The 20,310-nt window shown below is 58.7% G+C and carries 17 protein-coding genes; 16 read left to right on the forward strand and 1 reads right to left on the reverse strand.

The features are described 5' to 3' along the window. The first annotated feature begins 71 nt into the window (after nt 1–71). From KVT38_RS13015 to KVT38_RS13060, 10 genes are all read left to right on the forward strand, one after another. On the forward strand, nt 72–1,304 hold the full coding sequence (locus KVT38_RS13015) for a beta-galactosidase (protein WP_217594156.1): 1,233 nt from the start codon (nt 72–74) through the stop codon (nt 1,302–1,304). Next, nucleotides 1,282–2,286 carry an SGNH/GDSL hydrolase family protein gene (locus KVT38_RS35550; protein ID WP_217594157.1) on the forward strand — a complete coding sequence of 335 codons (1,005 nt, stop codon included), beginning with the start codon at nt 1,282–1,284 and terminating at the stop codon, nt 2,284–2,286. Before KVT38_RS13015 ends, KVT38_RS35550 begins: the two co-directional genes overlap by 23 nt. Nucleotides 2,287–2,370: 84 nt before the next feature. Further along, a complete protein-coding gene (locus tag KVT38_RS13025) occupies nt 2,371–4,119 on the forward strand; it encodes a histidine kinase (protein ID WP_217594158.1) in 1,749 nt (582 codons plus the stop codon). Then, entirely contained in the window at nt 4,112–5,461 is a 1,350-nt protein-coding gene (locus KVT38_RS13030; protein WP_217594159.1) for a response regulator transcription factor, read from the forward strand. The genes KVT38_RS13025 and KVT38_RS13030 overlap by 8 nt, the downstream gene beginning before the upstream one ends. Before the next feature lie 128 nt (nt 5,462–5,589). After that, the gene (locus tag KVT38_RS13035; RefSeq protein ID WP_217594160.1) at nt 5,590–7,281 is read left to right on the forward strand and encodes an extracellular solute-binding protein; all 1,692 of its coding nucleotides are present in this window, start codon (nt 5,590–5,592) and stop codon (nt 7,279–7,281) included. A gap of 80 nt (nt 7,282–7,361) precedes the next feature. Continuing rightward, on the forward strand, nt 7,362–8,255 hold the full coding sequence (locus tag KVT38_RS13040; RefSeq protein WP_217594161.1) for an ABC transporter permease: 894 nt from the start codon (nt 7,362–7,364) through the stop codon (nt 8,253–8,255). A gap of 16 nt (nt 8,256–8,271) precedes the next feature. Continuing rightward, nucleotides 8,272–9,156: a carbohydrate ABC transporter permease gene (locus tag KVT38_RS13045; protein ID WP_217594162.1), complete on the forward strand. Its 885-nt coding sequence runs from the start codon at nt 8,272–8,274 to the stop codon at nt 9,154–9,156. Between the two features lie 23 nt (nt 9,157–9,179). Beyond that, nucleotides 9,180–11,324, forward strand: coding sequence for a hypothetical protein (locus KVT38_RS13050; RefSeq protein WP_217594163.1), 2,145 nt, complete (start codon nt 9,180–9,182; stop codon nt 11,322–11,324). A gap of 130 nt (nt 11,325–11,454) precedes the next feature. Further along, nucleotides 11,455–12,354 carry an aldo/keto reductase gene (locus tag KVT38_RS13055; protein WP_217594164.1) on the forward strand — a complete coding sequence of 300 codons (900 nt, stop codon included), beginning with the start codon at nt 11,455–11,457 and terminating at the stop codon, nt 12,352–12,354. Nucleotides 12,355–12,564: 210 nt separating this feature from the next. Further along, the gene (locus KVT38_RS13060) at nt 12,565–13,554 is read left to right on the forward strand and encodes an Rpn family recombination-promoting nuclease/putative transposase (RefSeq protein WP_368859091.1); all 990 of its coding nucleotides are present in this window, start codon (nt 12,565–12,567) and stop codon (nt 13,552–13,554) included. A gap of 61 nt (nt 13,555–13,615) precedes the next feature. On the opposite strand, the gene KVT38_RS13065 is transcribed toward KVT38_RS13060, so the two are convergent. After that, entirely contained in the window at nt 13,616–14,404 is a 789-nt protein-coding gene (locus KVT38_RS13065) for a YheC/YheD family protein (protein ID WP_368859092.1), read from the reverse strand. A 178-nt stretch (nt 14,405–14,582) separates the two neighbouring features. Here KVT38_RS13065 and KVT38_RS13070 point away from each other — a divergent pair, with 178 nt between their 5' ends. The 6 genes from KVT38_RS13070 to KVT38_RS13095 all read left to right on the forward strand — a co-directional run. Beyond that, complete coding sequence (locus KVT38_RS13070; protein WP_254639197.1) at nt 14,583–15,797, forward strand: phenylacetate--CoA ligase family protein; 1,215 nt, start codon at nt 14,583–14,585, stop codon at nt 15,795–15,797. A gap of 13 nt (nt 15,798–15,810) precedes the next feature. Next, on the forward strand, nt 15,811–16,833 hold the full coding sequence (gene sbnA / locus KVT38_RS13075) for a 2,3-diaminopropionate biosynthesis protein SbnA (protein ID WP_217594167.1): 1,023 nt from the start codon (nt 15,811–15,813) through the stop codon (nt 16,831–16,833). Next, nucleotides 16,830–17,801, forward strand: a complete 972-nt coding sequence (locus tag KVT38_RS13080) for a 2,3-diaminopropionate biosynthesis protein SbnB (RefSeq protein ID WP_217594168.1) — start codon at nt 16,830–16,832, stop codon at nt 17,799–17,801. The genes sbnA and KVT38_RS13080 overlap by 4 nt, the downstream gene beginning before the upstream one ends. 240 nt (nt 17,802–18,041) lie before the next feature. Next, entirely contained in the window at nt 18,042–18,539 is a 498-nt protein-coding gene (locus KVT38_RS13085) for a chemotaxis protein CheX (protein WP_254639198.1), read from the forward strand. A 4-nt stretch (nt 18,540–18,543) separates the two neighbouring features. Beyond that, entirely contained in the window at nt 18,544–18,924 is a 381-nt protein-coding gene (locus tag KVT38_RS13090; protein ID WP_217594169.1) for a response regulator, read from the forward strand. Beyond that, nucleotides 18,924–20,310: methyl-accepting chemotaxis protein (locus KVT38_RS13095; protein ID WP_254639199.1), on the forward strand; the 1,387-nt coding region annotated here is incomplete at its 3' end. The genes KVT38_RS13090 and KVT38_RS13095, both read left to right, overlap by 1 nt.

Genomic DNA, 20,310 nt, shown 5'->3' on the forward strand with positions numbered 1-20,310 from the left:
TGTAGTACGCCGCTCTGCGCCGCTCTTATAATAAGGGCATAAACGGGCTTGCGGACCGGAGGGGCATCGATATGAAGCGGCAGACGAAGCTGGAGATCGGCTTGTGGGTAAGTCCGCCCGTGGAGGAGATTACGGACGAGAGGTACCGCGAAATTCGCGAGGCCGGCTTCACGTTCGTGATCGGGCTGCTCGAGATGGAAACAGGCGGAGATCGGGCGGTTGAACGGGCACTGGACGCGGCGGCGGCCAACGGCCTGCAATATATCGTTCACGATCCCGGTTTGAAGGCGATGCCGCTGGACGAACGGAAGCGTATTCGAGCGCGGATCAGGCAGTTTGCATCCCATCCCGCCTATATGGGGCATCTGCTGAAGGATGAGCCTTCGGCAAGCCAAATCGCCGGTCTGGCAGCCTTGAAGGAGCAGTACGAGCTGGCAGCGCCGAACGGCATGGCCTACGTTAATCTATATCCCAGCCACGCGGCCGCGGAGCTGCTTGGCGACGCCTATCCGAACTATGTGGAACGCTATTTGAGCCTGGCGAAGCCGGACATCTTGACCTACGACCACTATCCGTTCCTGACGGACAACTCGATCTTCAAGGGCGATCGGGAGACAGCGGATTATTACTATAATCTGGAGCTCATGCGAGAGGCTTCGCTGCGCTATGAGGTGCCCTTCTGGCTGTTTATTCAGACGCTGGCCTTTAACGGCACGCATCGCGACCCCGTATATGCGGAGATTCGCTGGCAGGTGTACACGAGTCTTGCATTCGGAGTAAAAGGCATTCAATATTTTACGTATTGGACGCCGCCCGACAGTCACGAAACGTTCGGCGATGCGATGATCGACCGCAAAGGCCGGCGCACCAGGCACTACGACGAAGTTAAAGCCGTGAACGAAGAGATTGCGGCGCTTGGACCCGTCCTCATGCGACTTCGTTCCGTCGGCGTCGTCGCAAGCGGCGAGAGCCTTCCGAGGCTGCCTCCTTCCAGCGACGGGCAGGGTCCGGTCGCGCGGCTGTCGGGCGATCCTGCTCTTATGGGCTGCTTTGTGGACGAAGCAGGGGATTACGCTTATATGCTCGTCAACCGAAGCTACGAGGAGGATGCGGAAGCGAGGCTGGCGATCGAAACGGACGCGCCGTGCAACATCGAAATTTGGGAGGACGGGGAGACGTCGACGCAGGCGCTTGCCGCTGGCTCGGCAACCCTTCGTATCCGCCTTCAGCCCGGACAAGGCAAGCTGCTTCAATTCAAAGGGTCGGGGAGGCCGTCATCGCGTGACGAAGAGACAAACGTTTGAAGCCTTTGTATGGACCAATGAGGACCCGCTGCCTTTCAGATACCGGCCGTTGCCCCATGAGAGCGTGATCGTGAGCAGCCATGCCGACAGCGGGCATCCCGATCGTACGGTCTATCGGAAGGGCATCGATTATACCGTCGATTACGAGAAGGGTTTGATTCGACGTACGAAGGACAGCCGAATTGCCGACTGGGCCCGGCATCCGCTGTACGGCATCGCGGGCTTCAATCACAACCTGTTCGACGATTACAGCAATCGGGACTATACGGCGTATGCAGCTTACAGCTATGCCGGGGAGGAGGCGGAGCGGCCGCCTGTCTCCGAGCGCCCCGAAGGCGCGTTGGAGCGCTGGCTGAACAAGCTGCGGCAGGGCGAGCCGACCCTGTATGTCGTCTACGGCGACAGCATCAGCGTGGGCGGAGAAGCGAGCAGCGAGCGATTTGCTTATTTCCACCGTTTCGCAGAGCGAGCCCGGGACTTGTATCCCCAAGGGGAAATAAAGGTCGTTAATCGTGCGATCGGCGGGGAGACGAGCGAGGGCGGCTTGGAGCGGATCGAAGCGGATGTCGTTCGGCTGCAGCCGGATCTGGTCACGATCGGCTACGGGATGAACGATCAGAATAAGTATGAGACGGGAAACGGCGTGCCGCTGGACGATTACGAGCGCAACATGCGCAGCATGATCCGGGCGATCAGGCAGGGGACGTCAAGCGATATTGTGCTGGTGACGCCGTGCGAGCCGAATCCGCTGTGGCAGCATACAAGCGGCACGATTCACGAATACGCCGACGCGATTCGGCGATTGGGCGCCGAATACGGGCTGTCCGTGGCGGACGCCCACGCCTTGTGGGTCGCAGAGCTGGCGGCGGGCAAGACCCCGGAAAGTCTTCTTCTTAACAATATTAATCATCCGAACGATTATGGGCACGACATCTATTACAGGGCTTTTGCCGAGCTGCTCCAATCGCCGGGAAGCGAATGAACGGGAATAAGAAAATAGGAAAAATTGGGAGCCTACAACAGGTTCCCTGTTTGCGTTTTACGAAGAGAAGGGCGGCAGCTGGCGATGAGAATACGAAGATTTATTCGAAGCAGCTCTATTTTCCCTAAGCTGGTGCTCACCTTTATAGCAGTGATTACCCCCTTGTTCACCTTGAGCCTGATCTTCAACGAGTTGGCTAAGCAGGAGGTGAAGACCCAAGTGTCTGAAGTGATGAAGGCGCGAATCCATTACGAGATGAAAGGCCTGGAGCAAGAATTCGAACGCATGAGCACGACACAGCAGCAAATGATTAACGATCGGGACTTGCTCGAGATCAGCGGACAGACGAATATTATGTCCGACTATCAGCGAACCGAGACGATTAATCGGATCGTGGAGAAGCTGAAGATCATGAAGGATTCAAGCGGCCTGATCGGGGAAGTCGGCGTCTATATTCCCGCGATACAGCGGGTCATATCGACCAGAGCCGTAGAACAGGACGCTGCGGCGATTAAAGAGAAGAAAGAAATTGCGGAAGCCATCTATGAGGGCGGCTACCCGCTTACGATATGGAAGGACAGAATGTTCATCACGCTTTCCTTTCCGCATACGAGCAGCTTTCAGACAAGCCCTCCGCTGTTCGTGCATCAAATCGAGATTTCGATAGCGGGCCTGTCGCGCCGTCTCGGCCAAATATCCGAGGAGGGCGGAGCGTCGTTGTTCGTCGGGCGCTGGAAGATCGACACGGACAAGGACACACCCTTGGCGGACCGAATTCAGGCGGCATGGGAATCCCCGGCGGAAGCGGGCGTCGCTTCTTCGCGCACGGTGCCGATCGACGGGGTTACCTATATGGCCTTTTACGAAAAGTCGCAGCAGCTCGACCTTGCGCTCACGACCTACATACCGGAAAATGTTCTGCTTGGCAAATTCGAGACTTATCGGATGTGGTTCTGGCTGCTTATCGCCTGCTCGCTGATCGTGATCCTCGCTTTTTCATATGGGCTCTACTTGTTGATCCAACGGCCGCTGTCGCAGCTTGTCCGACAGTTCCGAAGCGTCGAGGACGGCCATTTCCATACGACGGTGAAGCGGGAGCGCAACGACGAATTCGGCTATTTGTTCAACCGATTCGATCGAACGGTCAAGCGATTGAAGCAGCTGATCGACGAGTTGTATGTTCAGAAGATCAGGCTTCAGCAATCCGAGCTCAAGCAACTGCAGGCGCAAATCTCCCCTCATTTCCTTTACAACAGCTTTTTCACGCTGCATCAACTAATCAAATCGTACGACAACGACAAAGCCGAGCTCGTAGCCCGCAATCTGGGCGAATACTTTCAATACATTACGCGCAGCGGCATGGACGAGGTGCCCTTGGAATCGGAGGTCAACCACGTACGTGCCTACATGGAAATCCAAAATCTGCGATTTTCCAACCGGATTGAGATTCAAATGGACCCGCTGCCCGACGGTTTCAAGCAAATATGCGTTCCCCGCCTTATTTTGCAGCCTATCATAGAGAACGCTTACCACTACGGAGTTGGAAATGCCGTATCCGACGGGCAGCTTCATGTGCGGTTCACAAGCGAAGCGGAGAGGATCGCCATTAAGGTCGAGGACAACGGTCCCGGGATGGATGCCGCCTCGCTGCAAAATATTCAGACAAGACTGGCGGGCCATGGAGAAGGCGAATATACAGGCATGCTTAACGTTCACAGGCGCCTTCAGCTAAAGTTCGGGCCGTCCGCCGGCATTGAACTGTTCCCCACGGCTCCGCACGGGCTGACGGTCGTTATTCATATTCCGCATCGAAAGGAGCAGGACCATGCATAGACTGCTGATCGTCGACGATGAACCGATTATCGTGAACAGTATCTTTCAATTGCTGCAGCAAGCTGCTCACCTGGAGCTGGAGTTCTATCGCGCTTATAACGCCTTTGAGGCGCTGGAACAGCTGCGGAAAACGAGAATCGATCTGGTTCTGTCGGATATTCGGATGCCTGGCATGGACGGCCTGGAGCTGCAGAAGCGAATTGCAGCGACATGGCCTTACTGCAAGCTGATCTTCTTGACGGGCTTCAATGAAGTGTCGTATATGCAGGAAGCCATTCGGGCCGGGGGCATCGTCGATTACTTGTTGAAAAACGAGGACGACACGTTGATCGTCAAAGCCGTGGAGAGGGCGATTGCCGCCATCGAGCGGCAGGAAGGGCTGATGGACCGCGTCCAGGCTGCGAATGCGAAGTATGAAGCGGCCCTCTCCCTCTTGCAGCGGAACGCTTTGTTCGAGACGGAGGGAGTCACGCCGGCACGGCGGCAGCATGCCCTGCGGCAGGCGGATATCCCGCTGCGTGCGGACGCTCCGATCTGGGTGATGACGGGCCGCATTGACGAGTGGAAGCATGAGCGGAATGAATCGGACAAAGAGCTGCTTCGGTACGCTTGCAAAAATATGATGAAGGAATATCTGGACCCTACTGCCTGTTGGGCGGCGGTCGAATACAAGCCGGACTGTCTGGCCTGGATCGTTCAACCCAGAGAGATCGGGGAGATCGGGGAGCGAGCCTCGGAGGCAACGATGAGGCAGGCGTGGACTTATCTGCTCGCCAGAATGTCCAGCATTGCCGAAGCGGCCCAGGAGGCATGCCGCAAGTGGCTGCAGCTGCCGATATCTTTTGCGCTAAGCCGCTCCGCTTGCGAGTGGGGGGAACTGAAGGAGCGCGTGGCACGATTGGACGGGCTTCTTGGACGCAAGGAGTTCAGCGGAGCCGAGTGGTTGATCCAGGAACCGGAGAGCGGCAGCGGGAGGGACGAGCGAGAGCAGGAAGGCATTCCGGCGGAGGATGCCGGGGGGCAAGCCCCCCGCATGATCCGCATCGTTCAGCGCTATATCCACGAACACCTGGATCAGGAGCTGTCCCTGACGTCGCTCGCGGCGCTTGTCCACCACAGCCCTACTTATCTGTCGAGATTGTACAAGCGGCTGACTGGCATCACGCTGTTCGAATATATCACGGAGCAAAAAATGACGCTTGCCAGGCGGCTGCTCACAGAGAGCGCGCTGAAAATCCATGAGATCGCATCGGCCGTCGGCTATGAATCGGCACCTCATTTTACGAGATCGTTCAAGAAATACGAGGGTTGCACGCCGCAGGAATACAGAGAGCGCGGCTAGCCGCGGGCCGCTGCCGGAAGAAGGCAACAGAGCGCAACGAAAGGCAACATATGCGCGTAGTGGGGCCGGAAACGCCCAATCTATAATGAAGGAGCAGCATCAGAATGAGCCGGGGAGGACTTGCATTTATGATGAAAAAAAGCAATCGTTCGTTGTCCATGGCATCGCTGGCTATCTTATTGTTTGCGCTTGCAGCCTGCGGCAACGACGACAATTCGGGCGCAGCGACGCCTGCGGCGACGACGCTGTCGGCGACGGGCAGCGAAGCACCCGCTTCCAGCGAGGCAGCGGCCGACCCGATGGGGAAGTATGACCCGCCGATCGAAGTAACGGCGGTTCGTTCCGTGCTGTCCACCTTCAAGTTCGAGAACGGAGACACGATCGAGAACAACGGCTGGACGAAGCTGTACGAGAAGGAGCTCGGCATCAAGCTGAAGTATTTGTGGGCGGTCGATGCGAGCCAGTACGATCAGAAGCTGAATGTCATGATGACGACGGGGAAACTGCCGGATATTATGCCGGTATCCGGCTCGAAGTTGAAGCAACTGTATGATGCGGGACAGCTGGAGGACTTGACGGGTGTGCTCGAAAAGTACGGCTCCGAGAAAACGAAGGAGCTGCTGAACAAGGATGGCGGCCAGGCGCTTAGCTCGGCGACCTTCAAGGGCCAACTGGTCGGACTTCCGCTCAATCCCGGCTCGACGGATACGGCATCGCTGCTGTGGATTCGGGCGGATTGGCTGAAAAAGCTGAATCTCGCGGAGCCGAAGACGATGGACGATGTGCTGAAAATTGCAGAAGCCTTTGCGAAGCGGGACCCGGCCGGCAACGGCAAGAACGACACCTACGGACTTGGGCTGTCCAAAGATCTGTACGGCCTGTTCGCCGGCATGGAGGGCTTTTTCAACGGATTCCACGCGTACCCGACGAGCTGGGTCAAAGACACTTCGGGCAAATTGGCGTACGGCAGCATTCAGCCTGAGATGAAGCCGGCGCTCGTTAAGCTGCAGGAGCTGTATAAAAATGGCGGAATCGATGTCGAGTTCGGCGTCAAAAGCGCCGATCAATTGATTCAGGATGTCAACTCCGGCAAGCTGGGCATGCTTTACGGGGCTCACTACATGCCTCTGCTGTTCCAGGAGGGCAAGAACAACAATCCGGACATGGACCTGCGTCCGTATCGGCTGCCGTCCTTCGACGACCAGCCGGCGGCGCCGCAAACGTCCTTCAGCGTCACCGAGTATTATGTCGTCCGCAAGGGCGCCGAGCATCCGGAGGCTGCGGTTAAGCTGCTGAATGCCTTCAATACGGTATGGCCGAAGGAGCAATATCCGTCCGAAGAGATCGGCGTCAACGGTTCGATCGAGAAGTGGCAATATGCGCTTCTTAGAGGCACGAATCCGACGGCAAACCTGGACAGCTATAAGCGTCTGAAGGAAGCGCTCGAGAAGAAGGACGACTCGGTGCTCGATCACACGACGGGACAGCCGTTTATTTACAAGACGATCAACGAGTACCAGGCGGGCGACAAGGCGGGCTGGGGCTATGCGCTCGTGTTCGGGCCGGGAGGCTCTCAAGAGCTGCTGGCGGCGTATAACGCGAACAACGGCTTCAAGCCGACGGAGTTCCAGTCGACGCCGACCGAGGTGATGTCCCAGAAACTGGCCACGCTGAACAAGCTGGAGCTGGAGACTTTGACCAAGATTATTATGGGCTCGGCTCCCGTCGATTCTTTCGACGAGTTTGTAGCCAACTGGAAGAAGCTCGGCGGAGATGTCATTACGGATGAAGTGGCGAACTGGAGCGCGAGCAAGCAATAGCGGCTATGACGGAGAACCGAGCTTGCTCGGTTCTTTCTCCTCTAAGCCCGAGCAAGCCACTCGAAAGGAGAAGTCGGGAGATGAAAAGTGTCAAACGCGAATTCCCGCTGCATCTCATGCTGTTTCCCGGCATCGTCATCGTTTTTATCTACTGCTATATCCCGATGGCGGGTATTACGATCGCCTTCCAGCAGTTTATCCCAGTCAAAGGGCTGTTCGGCTCCGAGTGGATCGGCTGGGACAACTTCAAATATATGCTGGACATGCCGGACATTCGCGATATCGTCGGCAACACGCTGCAAATCTCGGTCATGAAAATTATGGCTGGCCTGACCGTGCCGATCGTCATCGCCTTGCTGCTGAACGAGGTTCGCAGCCTGTTTTTCAAAAAAAGTTTTCAAACGTTGATCTATCTGCCGCATTTTTTATCCTGGATTATTTTGAGCGGTATTCTGATCGATATTTTATCGCCGTCGGAAGGGATCGTGAATCAGTTTCTCTCGTTATTCGGGATCAAGCCGATTTTCTTCCTGGGCAGCAACGCCTGGTTTCCCTTTACGCTGGTCGCGTCGGACGTATGGAAGGAATTCGGCTTCAGCACCATTGTCTACTTGGCGGCCATCACAGGCATTAATCCGACGCTCTACGAGGCGGCGGTTATGGATGGCGCGAATCGCTGGCGGCAAACCTGGCATGTCACCTTACCCGGCATGGCGCCTGTCATCGTACTGCTGGCCACCTTGAGCTTGGGCAACGTTCTGAATGCAGGCTTCGAGCAAGTCTTTAATCTATACAGCCCGTCGGTCTATGAAAGCGGAGACATCCTGGATACACTGATCTATCGAATCGGCATTCAGGACGCGCAATACGGCGTGGCGACCGCCATCGGCCTGTTGAAGTCTCTCGTCTCGCTGGTCCTCATATCGACCTCTTATTTCCTGGCCTATCGGCTGGCCAATTACCGAATCTTTTAAGGAAGGGAGGAAGGGCATGAACCTCGCCGCAACAAGGGGCGCGAGATGGTTTGCCGTCGGCAATTATACCTTTCTTGTGCTGCTGTCATTGCTGTGCCTGTTCCCGATCATCCATGTATTGGCCATATCCTTAAGCTCGAGCACCGCCGCTTCGGCCGGTCGCGTCACGGCTTGGCCCGTCGATTTTACCTTCGCTTCCTATGATTATATTTTGCGGAAGCCGGAATTTCTGCGTGCGTTCGCCATTACGCTGGAGCGGGTCGCGCTCGGTTTTGCGATGAATATGCTGCTGACGGTGTTGTGCGCTTATCCGCTGTCCAAGCAGACTTACGAATTTAGACTTAGAACGGTATATGCCTGGTTTTTCGTGGTCACGATCCTGTTCAGCGGAGGACTTATTCCTTGGTTTCTGACGATCAACGCGACGGGGCTCGTCGATTCCATCTGGGCGCTCGTCGTACCGGGCGCGGTTCCCGTCTTCAATGTCATTCTTGTGCTTAATTTTTTTAGAGGATTGCCCAAGGAAGTCGAGGAATCGGCATTCATCGACGGAGCGGGCTATTGGAAGGTACTTTGGGCGATCGTCGTTCCGCTGTCGATGCCCGTGCTGGCTGCGGTCGGCTTGTTCACGCTGGTCAGTCATTGGAATTCCTGGTTCGATGCGCTGATTCTGATGAACTTTCCGAAGGACTATCCGCTGTCGACCTACCTGCAGCTCATCGTGATCAACAGCAATCCGCTCGCGCTGAGCGGTCAGAGCCTGACGGAGATCGTCGAGATCTCGCAGCGAACGACCCGGGCGGCGCAGATTTTTCTGGGGGCTCTGCCGATCTTGCTGGTATATCCGTTTTTGCAGAAGTATTTTGTCAAAGGAATCGTGCTCGGCAGCGTGAAGGGATAAGCCCATAACGAGGAGGAAATGGAATGAGAAATTTTAGAGCCGGAAAGCTTGCAGCTCGTTCTGTCGTTGCTATGCTGGTTGCCTTCGGTTTGCTGTTGTCGGCGCTCCCGACGAAGGCCGGCGCCAGCGGAGGGACTTTTCCGATCGGCATCTTTTTTCCTCCGGGCGCGCAGGCGACGACACAGGCCAAATATGCCGAGATCGCCGGGATGAATGCGAACTTCATCGTCGGCGCAGGCGTGCTGGTCACCCCGGAGGCCAACGGACCGGCACTGGATATGGCACAGGCGAACGGACTGAAGCTGCTGGCATCCGATTTTCGCCTGCACTGGAGAGACGAGCATCTCGCGCAGTCTGCGAACGGAGCGGGTCTGTGGGTCAGCAGCGGCAATTCTCTGGGGCAGACCTTCAAGTCGCCGGTCGCCGGCACGCAGTGGTACATCACCGGAGTCAAGCTGAATATCGATATCGGCAATTGGCCGGCCGGGGTCAAGCTGACGCTGAGCATATACGACAGTCCGGCCAAAGGGACGCTGCTCGGCAGCAGCTCCATTACCGGTCCGGCGAGTACGTATTTTCCGTCCTTTAGCCTGAGCAAGCCGGTCGTGACCAACACCACTTATTATATGGAGCTGACCAGCGACAGCACGACCGCGATCGGCTGGGTGGCGACGAGCACCGGGGACGCCTACGGCAACGGCACCGCCTACCAGCAGGGAGCCGCGCTCGGCAGGGACTTGTGGTTCGACGTGTCCTTTGCGCAATTAGCTTACAACGACGGGCATCGGCCCAGCGACAGCGATATCGATGCGATAGTCGGGCAATACGGCGCACATCCCGCGCTGCTCGGCTACCACTTGTACGATGAGCCTTCCGCGGATTTGCTGAGCCGGCTGCAATCGGTTCAACGAAGAATCGAGCAGCAGCAGCCGGGCGCCTTTACCTTCCTGAATCTGCTGCCGATCTACGCCACTCCGGCACAGTGGAACGTAGGCAGCGTATCCGGCGACTTTGCAAGGCCGAACCGGGTGCTTGGACAGAAGTTCCGCACGGCCCCCGGACAGAACGCCATCTCCACGCTGCAGCTGTGGATCGATCATCTGACATGGGGCGCGGGGGAGGCGTTGACCTTAAAGCTATGGAATTCCCCGGCCAAGCAGTCCCTGATCGCCCAAAGCACGTTGACCTCCTCTACAACGGACTGGCCCGTCTTTACGCTGAACGCGGCCGTTGCGCCATCGACCGATTATTACTGGGAGCTCACGCACAACGGAGGCGGCGACAGCTCGGTAGGCTGGGTGATTCAATCCAACTCGAGCGACAATTGGGTGAACGACGGCACGGCCTACGTGAACGGGCAGTCGATCGATGCGGATTTCTGGTTCGTTCTCAACCAGGCCATTCAGGGCGGCACGTACGAAGACTATGTCTACCGCTGGGCAAGCAAGCAGCCCGATGTGCTGGCATTCGATCACTATCCCTTCATGAGCGACGGCAGCTTTAAGTCGGACTACTATGCCAATCTGGAGATCGTCCGCCGTCAAGCGCGATATGCGGGAATCGATTTTTGGTCCTATATTCAATCCGTGGGCATCACTAATTATATGAAGCAGCCGACCCTTGAGGAAATGAGATATCAAATCTACACCAATCTGGCCTATGGAGCCAAGGGATATATCTACTTCACGTATACGACTCCCGGCCCCGAGGCGAGCGGCGAGCCGTTCTACGGCGGCTTGATTCTGCCGGACGGATCGCGCAATGTCACCTACGACTACGCCAAAACGATCAATGCCGAAGTCGAGCGGCTGGGCTCCGTGCTGTCGGGTCTGTCCTCCCAGGAGGTCTATCATACGGGCACTCTGCCGTCCGGGGCCAGGAGCTTGCCCGCAAGCTTCTTCTGGCAGCTTGAAGATGCCGGCCAGCCTGCCGTCATCGGCTATTTCAAGAATGCGGCCAATCGCAAATATATCATGGTCGTCAATCGCGATTACGCGAACGCCAGAACGTTAAGCTTCTCGTTGCCGTCCAAGCCGTCCGCCGTGACGGAATGGTCCAAGACGACGGGCGCGGAGACCGCGACGAACTACAACGCAGCGACAGGCAAGCTGTCGGCATCCTTCGCTCCGGGCGAAGGCAGATTGTATGCGCTGCCGGCAGGCTATTAAGCCGCCCTTTGATAAAAGCCCTATCCGAGGCGCTTTACGGCGTCTTGGATAGGGCTTTTGCTGCAGGTCGCGGAACCTCAACAAGTTTGGGTAAACTGATTATAGATTCTATGAGAAGAGGCGAATATTCATGGAAAAAAGGGCGTACGGGAAGACGGGCATGCAAGTGAGCGTACTGGGGTTCGGCGGCGCGGAGATCGGGTTCAGCGGCGCCGATCAGCGGGATGTCGATCGGCTGCTGGGCAGCGCGCTGGACGCGGGGCTCAACCTGATCGATACGGCGGAGTGCTATAAAAACAGCGAAGAACTCATCGGCCGAGCCGTGTCGGGCAGGCGCGACGACTATTTTCTTTTTACCAAATGCGGACATGCGGCAGGCCTCGATCTGCCCGACTGGGATCCCCGCATGCTGGCGCAAAGCATCGACCGCAGCCTCGAACGGCTCCGGACGGACTATGTCGACGTGATCCATCTCCACAGCTGCTCTGAGGATGTGCTGAGGCAAGGCGACGTAATCGACGTGCTGAAGCGCGCCAAGGAGCAAGGCAAGACGCGGTTCATCGGCTATAGCGGAGACCATACGAACGCGCTGTATGCCGTTCGCACGGGAGCGTTCGACTCGCTCATGACGTCCTTGAACATCGCGGATCAGGAGGCGGTCGATCTCACGCTAACAGAAGCGGCCGAGCGCGGCATGGGCGTCGTCATCAAGCGTCCCGTCGCCAACGTGGCGTGGCGGCATACCGAAGCGCCGGATGCGAAGGCTTACGAATACCCGTACTGGCAGCGGCTGCAGAAGCTGAAGTACGACTTCCTGCAAAACGGCCTGGAGGAAACGGTCGGCAAGGCGCTCCGCTTCACGCTGTCGACGCCCGGCGTGCATTCGGCGATCGTCGGCACGGCGAATCCGGATCGCTGGACGACCAACGCGAGACTGCTGGAGCAAGGCGCGCTGCCGGCAGACGAGTATGAAGCCATTCGCGAGCGCTGGCGTCAGGCGGCGGAGAGCGATTGGATCGGCTTGGAATAAAAATTTACGAACATGTATTCCCTTTTAGCTGAGATTGTGGTTTAATAAAGGCATTACGTTAGCGGTGAAGCACACCCCGACGGTCGTCCATGACGGCTTGGTCGGGGTTTTTGCTTTTTCGGAGCGGAGGGAAGCATTGATGAACGGGCGCATGCTTTTACGGCGGAGGGCCGTGCATTATAATAGACGTATGACATGGGGGGAGCGCGCGTGAGCGGCGGAAAGAAGACCGCAAGCTATTCGTTTCCCCACGATACGTCTTACCGCTACTTGTTATCGAGCAAAAAGCTGTTCGTCGAGCTGATTCGCTCCTTCGTCGCCCGCGAATGGGCCGAGTCGATCGACGAGTCCGAGCTGGAAGCGATCGATCACTCCTTTGTTTTGCCGGATTTCGGCCGAAGAGAAGCAGATTTGGTGTATCGGCTCCGTATGAAGGGCAGGGACATTATTTTTTATGTTCTGCTGGAGCTTCAATCGACGGTCGATATGTCCATGCCCTATCGCCTGCTTCAGTACCAGACGGAGATCTGGCGTTATCTGCTCCGCAATCGGCCGTTCAAGGAAGGCGGCAGTTTTATGCTCCCCGCGATCGTACCGATCGTGCTGTACAACGGCCAGCGTCCATGGACGGCGCCGAGGCAGCTTCGCGCATTGGTGGAGGGGCAGGCTGCCTTCGGTTCCGAGCTGCTCGACTTCGAATACGTGCTTATCGATGTCGAACGTTATACCGAGCGAGAGCTGCTGGAGCTGTCGAATACGATCGGCGCCGTATTCCTGCTCGATCAGTCGGCGGACCGCCGGCAGCTGCACGATCGGCTTGCGAAGCTGATGGGGACCGTACGGGCGATGCCGGAAGAGCTGAAGAGCCAGTTTCTCAACTGGCTGGCGAACATGGTCGCCAGGCAGCTGCCGGACCCGAGCAAGGCGATCGACGATATGATGAACCAGTTTAAGAAGGAGGAAGAGGTCGCTATGGGATTGCAGCAGAACCTGGAGGCGATTCGGAACAGCGGCGTGGAGGAAGGGCGCGAGCGGGGCTTGAGAGAAGGACTTGAACAAGGTCTCGAACAAGGTCTTGAGCAAGGTTTGGAGCAAGCCGCGCTTCGCATGCTCCGGCTGGGGCTCGATCTCGAAGTCATCGGCGAAGCGACGGGCTTTTCCAAGGACCGGCTCCAGAGGCTCCGCGACCGGAAGAGATAGGTTCATTTCATTGCCCTCTGTGGCGCAGGGCATCCTTTTGAGATACGATGACTTCCAGCCGTTAAGTTCCCGATTTAGCCTTGTCGCACTTCAGGCAGTACCGTCTGCCGTACCTGCGGCCATACCGGACGATTCGGCGTATCGCCGTCCGGTCCTCAAGCTTGACGAACGGGCAAGGGTCCGGCCGGGTGTTCACCTCCAGAATCCAGGGCTTTAGTCCACGGTCGACGGCGATGTCGATGCCCAGCTCGTTCATGGCCGGGTATTCGCGTCCGAGGCGATCGGCGGCCTGCAGCGTCAACCTTCGCATGGCGCCGATCGTGCGGGCGGCTCCCGCGCGACCCGCCGCGGGTCCGAGCAGCCGCGCCGCTTCGAAGATCGTGCCGCCCTGGCTGCCGTTCGAGACGATCTTGCCCGGATGCGCGACGCGGCCCGCGATACCGGTGACGGCCCATCGGCCCGCCGCGTTTTTCTGCACCATGACGCGAAAATCGAATGGCCGGCCTTCGAACCGCAGCACGCGCACGCCCTGTTGAGCCAGGTGAAGCCTTTTTCCCATTTTGCGCCGCACGGACCGGTACATCCCCGCATAAGTATCGAAGTCCAACCGCTCCAAGCCGATTTGATATCGATAACGTCCCTTCGCCATCCGCTCGACCCGCATGATACCAATGCCTTGCGAACCGGTGTCCGGCTTTACATATACGATCCCGTATTTCCCCAACATCTCCTTCAGTCCTATACCTGAGAACGGTACGGTGGACGGCACATGAATCGCCAGTCTGCCGCCGAGCAGCAGCTTCGTTTTGATGAGCTTGCTGGACACGGTCTGTACATTACGATTTTTCACGTCGTTTCCCCCTGGCTTTTGCTTATATATCATACGAACGCGGAGGGCTTTTTGCGATACGCCTCCGGTACGTCGTTGACTGTGTCGCGTGTAGATTTTGAACGTCGGCCCGCCCGGCGACATATGTTGATAGCATCCCGGATTAGGCTTCAACCTCGACGGGCAAGGAGTGAATCGAATGTCCGAACCTGCGGGCAGCAATGCTCTCGCCGAACGGACGGCGCAGCGATTTCCGTGGTATCGGGGGCTTCCGGGCTGGAACGCGGCGCAGCCTGCGTCTTTGCCTCTGATTACGGCTTCCGTGCTGGAGGCTTTTTATTATACGGATCACAATCCGCTCGCGCTCCGCGGCGATTTGTACCGGTATCGGACCTCGGGCACGAGTGCCGGGGTGCGCAAGACGATTTTCTATACCGAACGGGACGAAGCGGCGTATTTGCGCATTAAGGAGAAGGTCTTCCGCGAAATACTCGGGAATCGCGGCTATCGGACGGTGGTATCGGATATGGGGACGGGGCACGCCGAAGCGACGGCTGTGAGCGTATTTCGCAGCCTGGGCATGGAGGTCCATACGCTGTCGTATCGGGAGCCGGTAGGGCGGCACGTCGAACGGCTGCACCGCATTCGCCCCGAGGTGCTCTACACGATGCCTTCGATTCTGGACCGGATTCTGCTCGCGGCGGAAGACCCGCGCGCATTCGGCGTGCGCCAGGTCGTTCTGGTCGGGGAGATCGCGTCGCCGGGCTGGATGCGGCAGGCAGCCGCTCGTCTTGGCATCGAGCCGGACGCGATCGTCGACACGTACGGCTCGATCGAGATCGGCACGATCGCCTATTACGATCATCGGTATGGCCGCTACTTGCTGGCCGAAGGTCTCGAGGCAGAAGGGATCGGCGCCGAGACGCTGGGCGAAGCGTACGAGCCGCTGCCTGCGGGCGAGCAGGTGCTCGTGCTCACGTCGACCGTCCGCGAGGCGTTTCCGGCGCTTCGCTACGTCACGTACGACGTCGTGCGCGATTTGCGCACGATCATGGTAGCCGGCGAGCCGAGACAGAGCTTCGGCAGCATCGTGAAGCGCATCGGCCCCGATCTCAAGCATGGAGAAAAAATCAGCATTTACGATATCGAAAATGCGGTTTATCGGCATATCCGCGATGCGGGCGTCCGCGTCAATGTGTCGGGCAACGGGCTGCGCGTCCATCTTTACGGCGTATCCGAAGCGGATGAAGCGCTGCTTGGACGGGTGCGCGAAGAGCTGCAGAACCGCATTCCCGAGATCGGCGCCATGATTCGCGGCGGCATGCTGGCCGGCATCGAGGTCGTCGCCGAAGCCGGCTTCGACGACGAGCGGAGCCGCAGCGCCGTCAAAAACAAAAAAATATTTTATACGTAAAGGTCGGGTTCGCATGAGGCTCGAGGGTGGCATCGCGGAAGCGATCGGGCGCACGCCGCTGATCCGGTTGGGGCGGCTGTTTGCCGGCGAACCGTTCGAGACGTACGGCAAGCTGGAATGGATGAATCCGGGCGGCAGCGCCAAGGATCGCCCGGCGCTGTACATGCTGCGCGAAGCGATCGGGCGCGGCGAAGTGACCGAAGGCAGCGTGATCGTCGAGTCTAGCTCGGGCAATCTGGGCATCAGTCTTGCGCAGCTTTGCGCTTATCTGGGGCTGCGATTCATCTGCGTGGCGGATCCCCGGACGACCCGGCGGCATCTGCAGATCATCCGGAGCTTCGGCGGCGAGATCGAGCTGGTAACCGAGCCGGATGCGCGCACGGGCGAATATTTGCCTGCCCGCATTCGCCGGGTGCAACAGCTGGTGCGCGACATTCCGGGCGCGTATTGGACCAATCAATACGGCAATCCGGACAATGCGCTGGCGCATGCGGAGACGACGATGCAAGAGATCGGGGAGCGGCTCGGGGCGATCGACTATTTGTTTTGCGGCGTCAGCTCGTGCGGCACGATCCGCGGATGCCGGGACTATATCCGAAGACGCGGATGGTCGACGAAGATCGTGGCGGTCGACGCGGAGGGCAGCGCGCTGTTCGGCGGCTCCGACGGCCGGCGGAGGTTCCCGGGGCTTGGCGCCGCGCAGGTGCCGGACCTGCACGACGAGGCGCTGGCCGACCTCGTCGTGCGCGTATCGGACGCCGATTGCGTGAGAGGCTGCCGGGCGCTCGTACGGCGCGAGGCCATCCTCGCCGGCGCGTCTTCGGGAGGCGTCGTCGCGGCGATCTGGCGGATCGGGCGTGACATTCCGGCCGGGTCGGCTTGCGTCGCGATTTTGCCTGACCGTGGCGAGCGCTACATGGACACGGTGTACGACGACGAATGGGTCCGACGGGAGCTGGGGACGGAGCCGGCTTCGGAACCGGACTCGGAGTCGGCGCATGCTGCCCCGGCAGAGGGCGAAGGGGGCGGCGGATGATCTATTTGCATGACGGACATATCCGGACGCTCGGCATCGACTGGCGTCGACTGATCGGCATCGTCGAGGCGGTCGTTCGCGAACGGGACCGCGGCGCGTGCGTCAGTCCGGCCAAAACGTATCTTCGCTACGGGGACACGCGCAACCGCATCATCGCGATGCCGGCCTATGTAGGCGGGCCATTCGATCTGGCCGGCATCAAGTGGGTGGCGGGCTTCCCCGGCAATATCCGGCGGGGGCTGCCGCGCGCGAGCAATGCGATCGTCCTCAACGATGCAAGGACGGGCATTCCCATTGCCTTTCTTCGGAGCTCGCTTCTGAACGGCTTGCGCGCGGCGGCGGTCAGCGGCCTGATGTTGCGGGCGTATCTCGAGGCGAGGCAGCCGAAGGACGTGCGACTCGGCATCGTCGGCTGGGGTCCGATCGGCCGCCTGCACCTCGATTTGTGCGCGGATCTGCTCGGCGATCGGCTGAAGCGGGCGACGCTGTTCGATCTGCGGCCGATCGATCCGAAGACGATTCCCGCACACCTGCGGGACATCGTGGATCTCGCTGGCGATTGGCGCGAGGTCTACGGCGCATCGAACGTATTCGCGACATGCACCGTATCCGCCGAGCGGTACGTCGATGCGCCGCCGCCTGCGGGCGCGCTGCTGCTTAACGTCTCGCTGCGCGACTACAAGCCGGGCAGCGTATTCGGCATAGCGACGCCAATCGTGGACGACTGGTCCGAGGTGTGCAGAGAAAACACGGATATCGAGCGGCTTCACGCAGCCTGCGGACTTAGGGAGGCGGATGCGCGCACGCTTGCGGACGTCGTATGCCGGGATGCGCTGCTCGCCGTGCCGGAGAAAATGCCGGTTTTCTTTAATCCGATGGGACTCGGCGTCTTCGATATCGCGATCGCGGGCGATTATGCGAAGCGTGCCATGAAGCGGGGGATCGGGAGCGTCCTGGAGGAATGCTAAGAGGAAATGCTGAGGATTAATGAGACTTAAGGCCTAAATGCCGACGACCGGGTTTTCACGGCGTCGGCTTTTTAGGCTGGGCTGACGCATCTGCTCCGCAGCTTTCCTTTGCGGGAAACCGCAAAAAAAGCCGCGCATTACCGCGAATATTTGCGGAACCGCGCAATGGATTTTCGGTTACAGGGAAAATCCGGGACTTTATGATTAATATAGTTCGAATTAACCGGTCAGGAGGCCAGCATGAACATAAAATCCAACATGTCGGCAATCGAAAAAAGCGGAGCCGAGGAACGATCGGACGAGCTGCTGCAGGACATTCTGCAGGCGCTGCGCCAAATCGTGCCGCTGCCGCTCACCGTTGCGGATCCCCGCGCGGAGGATGAGGAATGGCAAGAGGAGTGGGGCGTCCTCATCGGTGTGACGGGGGACATGTACGGCCGCGTCGTCATTCTGGGCGAGGGCGACGTGTTCGGGCATCTCGGCGAAACGATGTTCGGCATGCGCCTTGCGGGCGAGATGCTTCATTCCTTCGTCGGAGAATTGGCGAATATGGTCGCAGGACAAGCTGCGACGCTCGTCGCGGGCAGGGGTTGCCGGATCGACATCACGCCGCCCACGGTCATCGCGGGCCGCATGCATATTTACGGGTTGAATAACGTCGTTCGGATGTCTGTCGCGTTCGAAGGCGCGGGAGCGCTCCAGTTCATCATATCCAGAGATACGGAAGGGAAGGTGTGACGCCATGGCAACGGTATTGGTCGTAGACGATGCGGCGTTCATGCGGATGATGGTCAAATCGATATTGCAAAAGGGCGGGCATGAGGTCGTAGGCGAGGCGGAGAACGGCGCGGTTGCCGTAGAGAAATACGCCATGCTTAAGCCGGATCTCGTCACGATGGACATAACGATGCCGGTCATGGAAGGAATCGAGGCAGTCCGGCTGATCAAGGCGGGTCATCCGGATGCGCGGATCATCATGTGCTCGGCGATGGGCCAGCAAGGGATGATCATCCAGGCCATTCAAGCCGGCGCGAAGGATTTCATCGTCAAGCCATTCCAAGAGGATCGCGTCATCGAGTCCGTCAATAAATTGCTCAAAGCCGAAGGGAGGCCGGTGCCTTGATGAATCTTTCCGTCAAAAATCGTTTGGCGATCGTGCTGCTGCTTATTCTGCTGGCGCCGAGCTTGGCGATCGGCTGGTTTTCGTACCGCAGCGCGGCTGAAAAAGTCAAGTCGCAGATTCAAGGCGCCGCGCGGGAAAGCGTACAGGCCGCGGAGAGGAAAATTCAGGACGAGATCTCGTCCGGCATGCAGGACATCGATTATCTCTCGGGCCTCATGAGCGCGAAGCTGCTCGCAGGAGGCGATCCGGCCAAAGCGGAGGCGCTGCTCGCGCCTTTTCAGGCAGCCAAGCCGATCTACCAAAACGTCGTTTTCGGCACGAAAGAAGGGCTGGCGGCCAACGTGCCGCCCTCCAATCTGCCCGCAGATTACGATCCGAGAGAGAGGGACTGGTACAAGCAGGCGATGGCGCATCCGGGCGTCGCGATCGTCTCCAATCCGATCGTGTCGGCCTCGAACGGCGAGATGATCGTCGTCATCGCCAAGACCGTCGCCGACGGATCGGGCGTCATAGGCGCGGTTGTGGGGCTGAACGAGCTCAGCGATCAAATGAAGCAGTTCACCGTAGGCAAGCGGGGCTACGTGTTCGTGATGGACGGGAACCGGAACTACCTCGCTCACCCGACGAAAAAGGCGGGGGGACCGAATACCAACGGCTACATCGAGCAGGTGTACGCCAACGACAGCGGCGTCGTGAATTACACACTGGACGGCGTAAAAAAAGAAGCGGCCTACGCGACGAACAAGCTCACGGGATGGAAGATCATGGGCGCCATCGAGCTAAGCGAGGTATCGGATGCGACGCGCGGCATTTTGTATACGACCGTTATCGTGATCACGGCTACCGCCCTTATCGGCCTCTTGCTGGCTTTCTGGCTGATCCGTTCGATCAGCGCGCCGATGAAGCGCCTCATGCAGGCGACGGAGCGAATCGCGGATGGCGATCTGACGGAAGAAGTGCCGGTTCGAAGCAAGGACGAGCTCGGCCAGCTCTCCGCTGCCGTCAATCGCATGATCTTCAAGCTCAGAACGCTGATCGGCGACGTCGTTCGTTCCTCCGAGAGCGTCGCGTCTTCGTCGGAGCAGATCTCGGCGAGCACGCAAGAGATCGCCAGCGGCACGAACGTGCAGTCCGAGGCGGCGGTGGACATTCGCGAACGCTTCGGCGAGCTGTCGGCCGCGATCGCGGCCGTCGCCGAGGGCGCCGAGGCGGCTTCGCTGCTGGCATCGCAAACTTCGGCGATTGCCCGGGACGGCGGGGCGGTCGTTAACCGATCCGTAGCCAGCATGGGCGAAGTCAGCAACCAGGTCGCGCATCTGGCCGAGGACAGCGCCAAGATCGGCGAGAATCTCGAGGTGATCGGCCGCATCGCCGAGGAGACGAACC

This window comes from Cohnella sp. GbtcB17 (assembly GCF_019091135.1).
Taxonomy (GTDB): Bacteria; Bacillota; Bacilli; order Paenibacillales; family Paenibacillaceae; genus Cohnella.

Bases quoted from the DNA above. Each gene is read 5' to 3' on its own strand.
- KVT38_RS13085 (WP_254639198.1), top strand. From the start codon at position 18,042: ATGAACATAAAATCCAACATGTCGGCAATCGAAAAAAGCGGAGCCGAG.
- KVT38_RS13040 (WP_217594161.1), top strand. From the start codon at position 7,362: ATGAAAAGTGTCAAACGCGAATTCCCGCTGCATCTCATGCTGTTTCCC.
- KVT38_RS13080 (WP_217594168.1), top strand. From the start codon at position 16,830: ATGATCTATTTGCATGACGGACATATCCGGACGCTCGGCATCGACTGG.
- KVT38_RS13045 (WP_217594162.1), top strand. From the start codon at position 8,272: ATGAACCTCGCCGCAACAAGGGGCGCGAGATGGTTTGCCGTCGGCAAT.
- KVT38_RS13015 (WP_217594156.1), top strand. From the start codon at position 72: ATGAAGCGGCAGACGAAGCTGGAGATCGGCTTGTGGGTAAGTCCGCCC.
- KVT38_RS13030 (WP_217594159.1), top strand. From the start codon at position 4,112: ATGCATAGACTGCTGATCGTCGACGATGAACCGATTATCGTGAACAGT.
- KVT38_RS13050 (WP_217594163.1), top strand. From the start codon at position 9,180: ATGAGAAATTTTAGAGCCGGAAAGCTTGCAGCTCGTTCTGTCGTTGCT.
- KVT38_RS13070 (WP_254639197.1), top strand. From the start codon at position 14,583: ATGTCCGAACCTGCGGGCAGCAATGCTCTCGCCGAACGGACGGCGCAG.
- KVT38_RS13035 (WP_217594160.1), top strand. From the start codon at position 5,590: ATGATGAAAAAAAGCAATCGTTCGTTGTCCATGGCATCGCTGGCTATC.
- KVT38_RS13090 (WP_217594169.1), top strand. From the start codon at position 18,544: ATGGCAACGGTATTGGTCGTAGACGATGCGGCGTTCATGCGGATGATG.
- KVT38_RS13025 (WP_217594158.1), top strand. From the start codon at position 2,371: ATGAGAATACGAAGATTTATTCGAAGCAGCTCTATTTTCCCTAAGCTG.
- sbnA (WP_217594167.1), top strand. From the start codon at position 15,811: ATGAGGCTCGAGGGTGGCATCGCGGAAGCGATCGGGCGCACGCCGCTG.
- KVT38_RS13055 (WP_217594164.1), top strand. From the start codon at position 11,455: ATGGAAAAAAGGGCGTACGGGAAGACGGGCATGCAAGTGAGCGTACTG.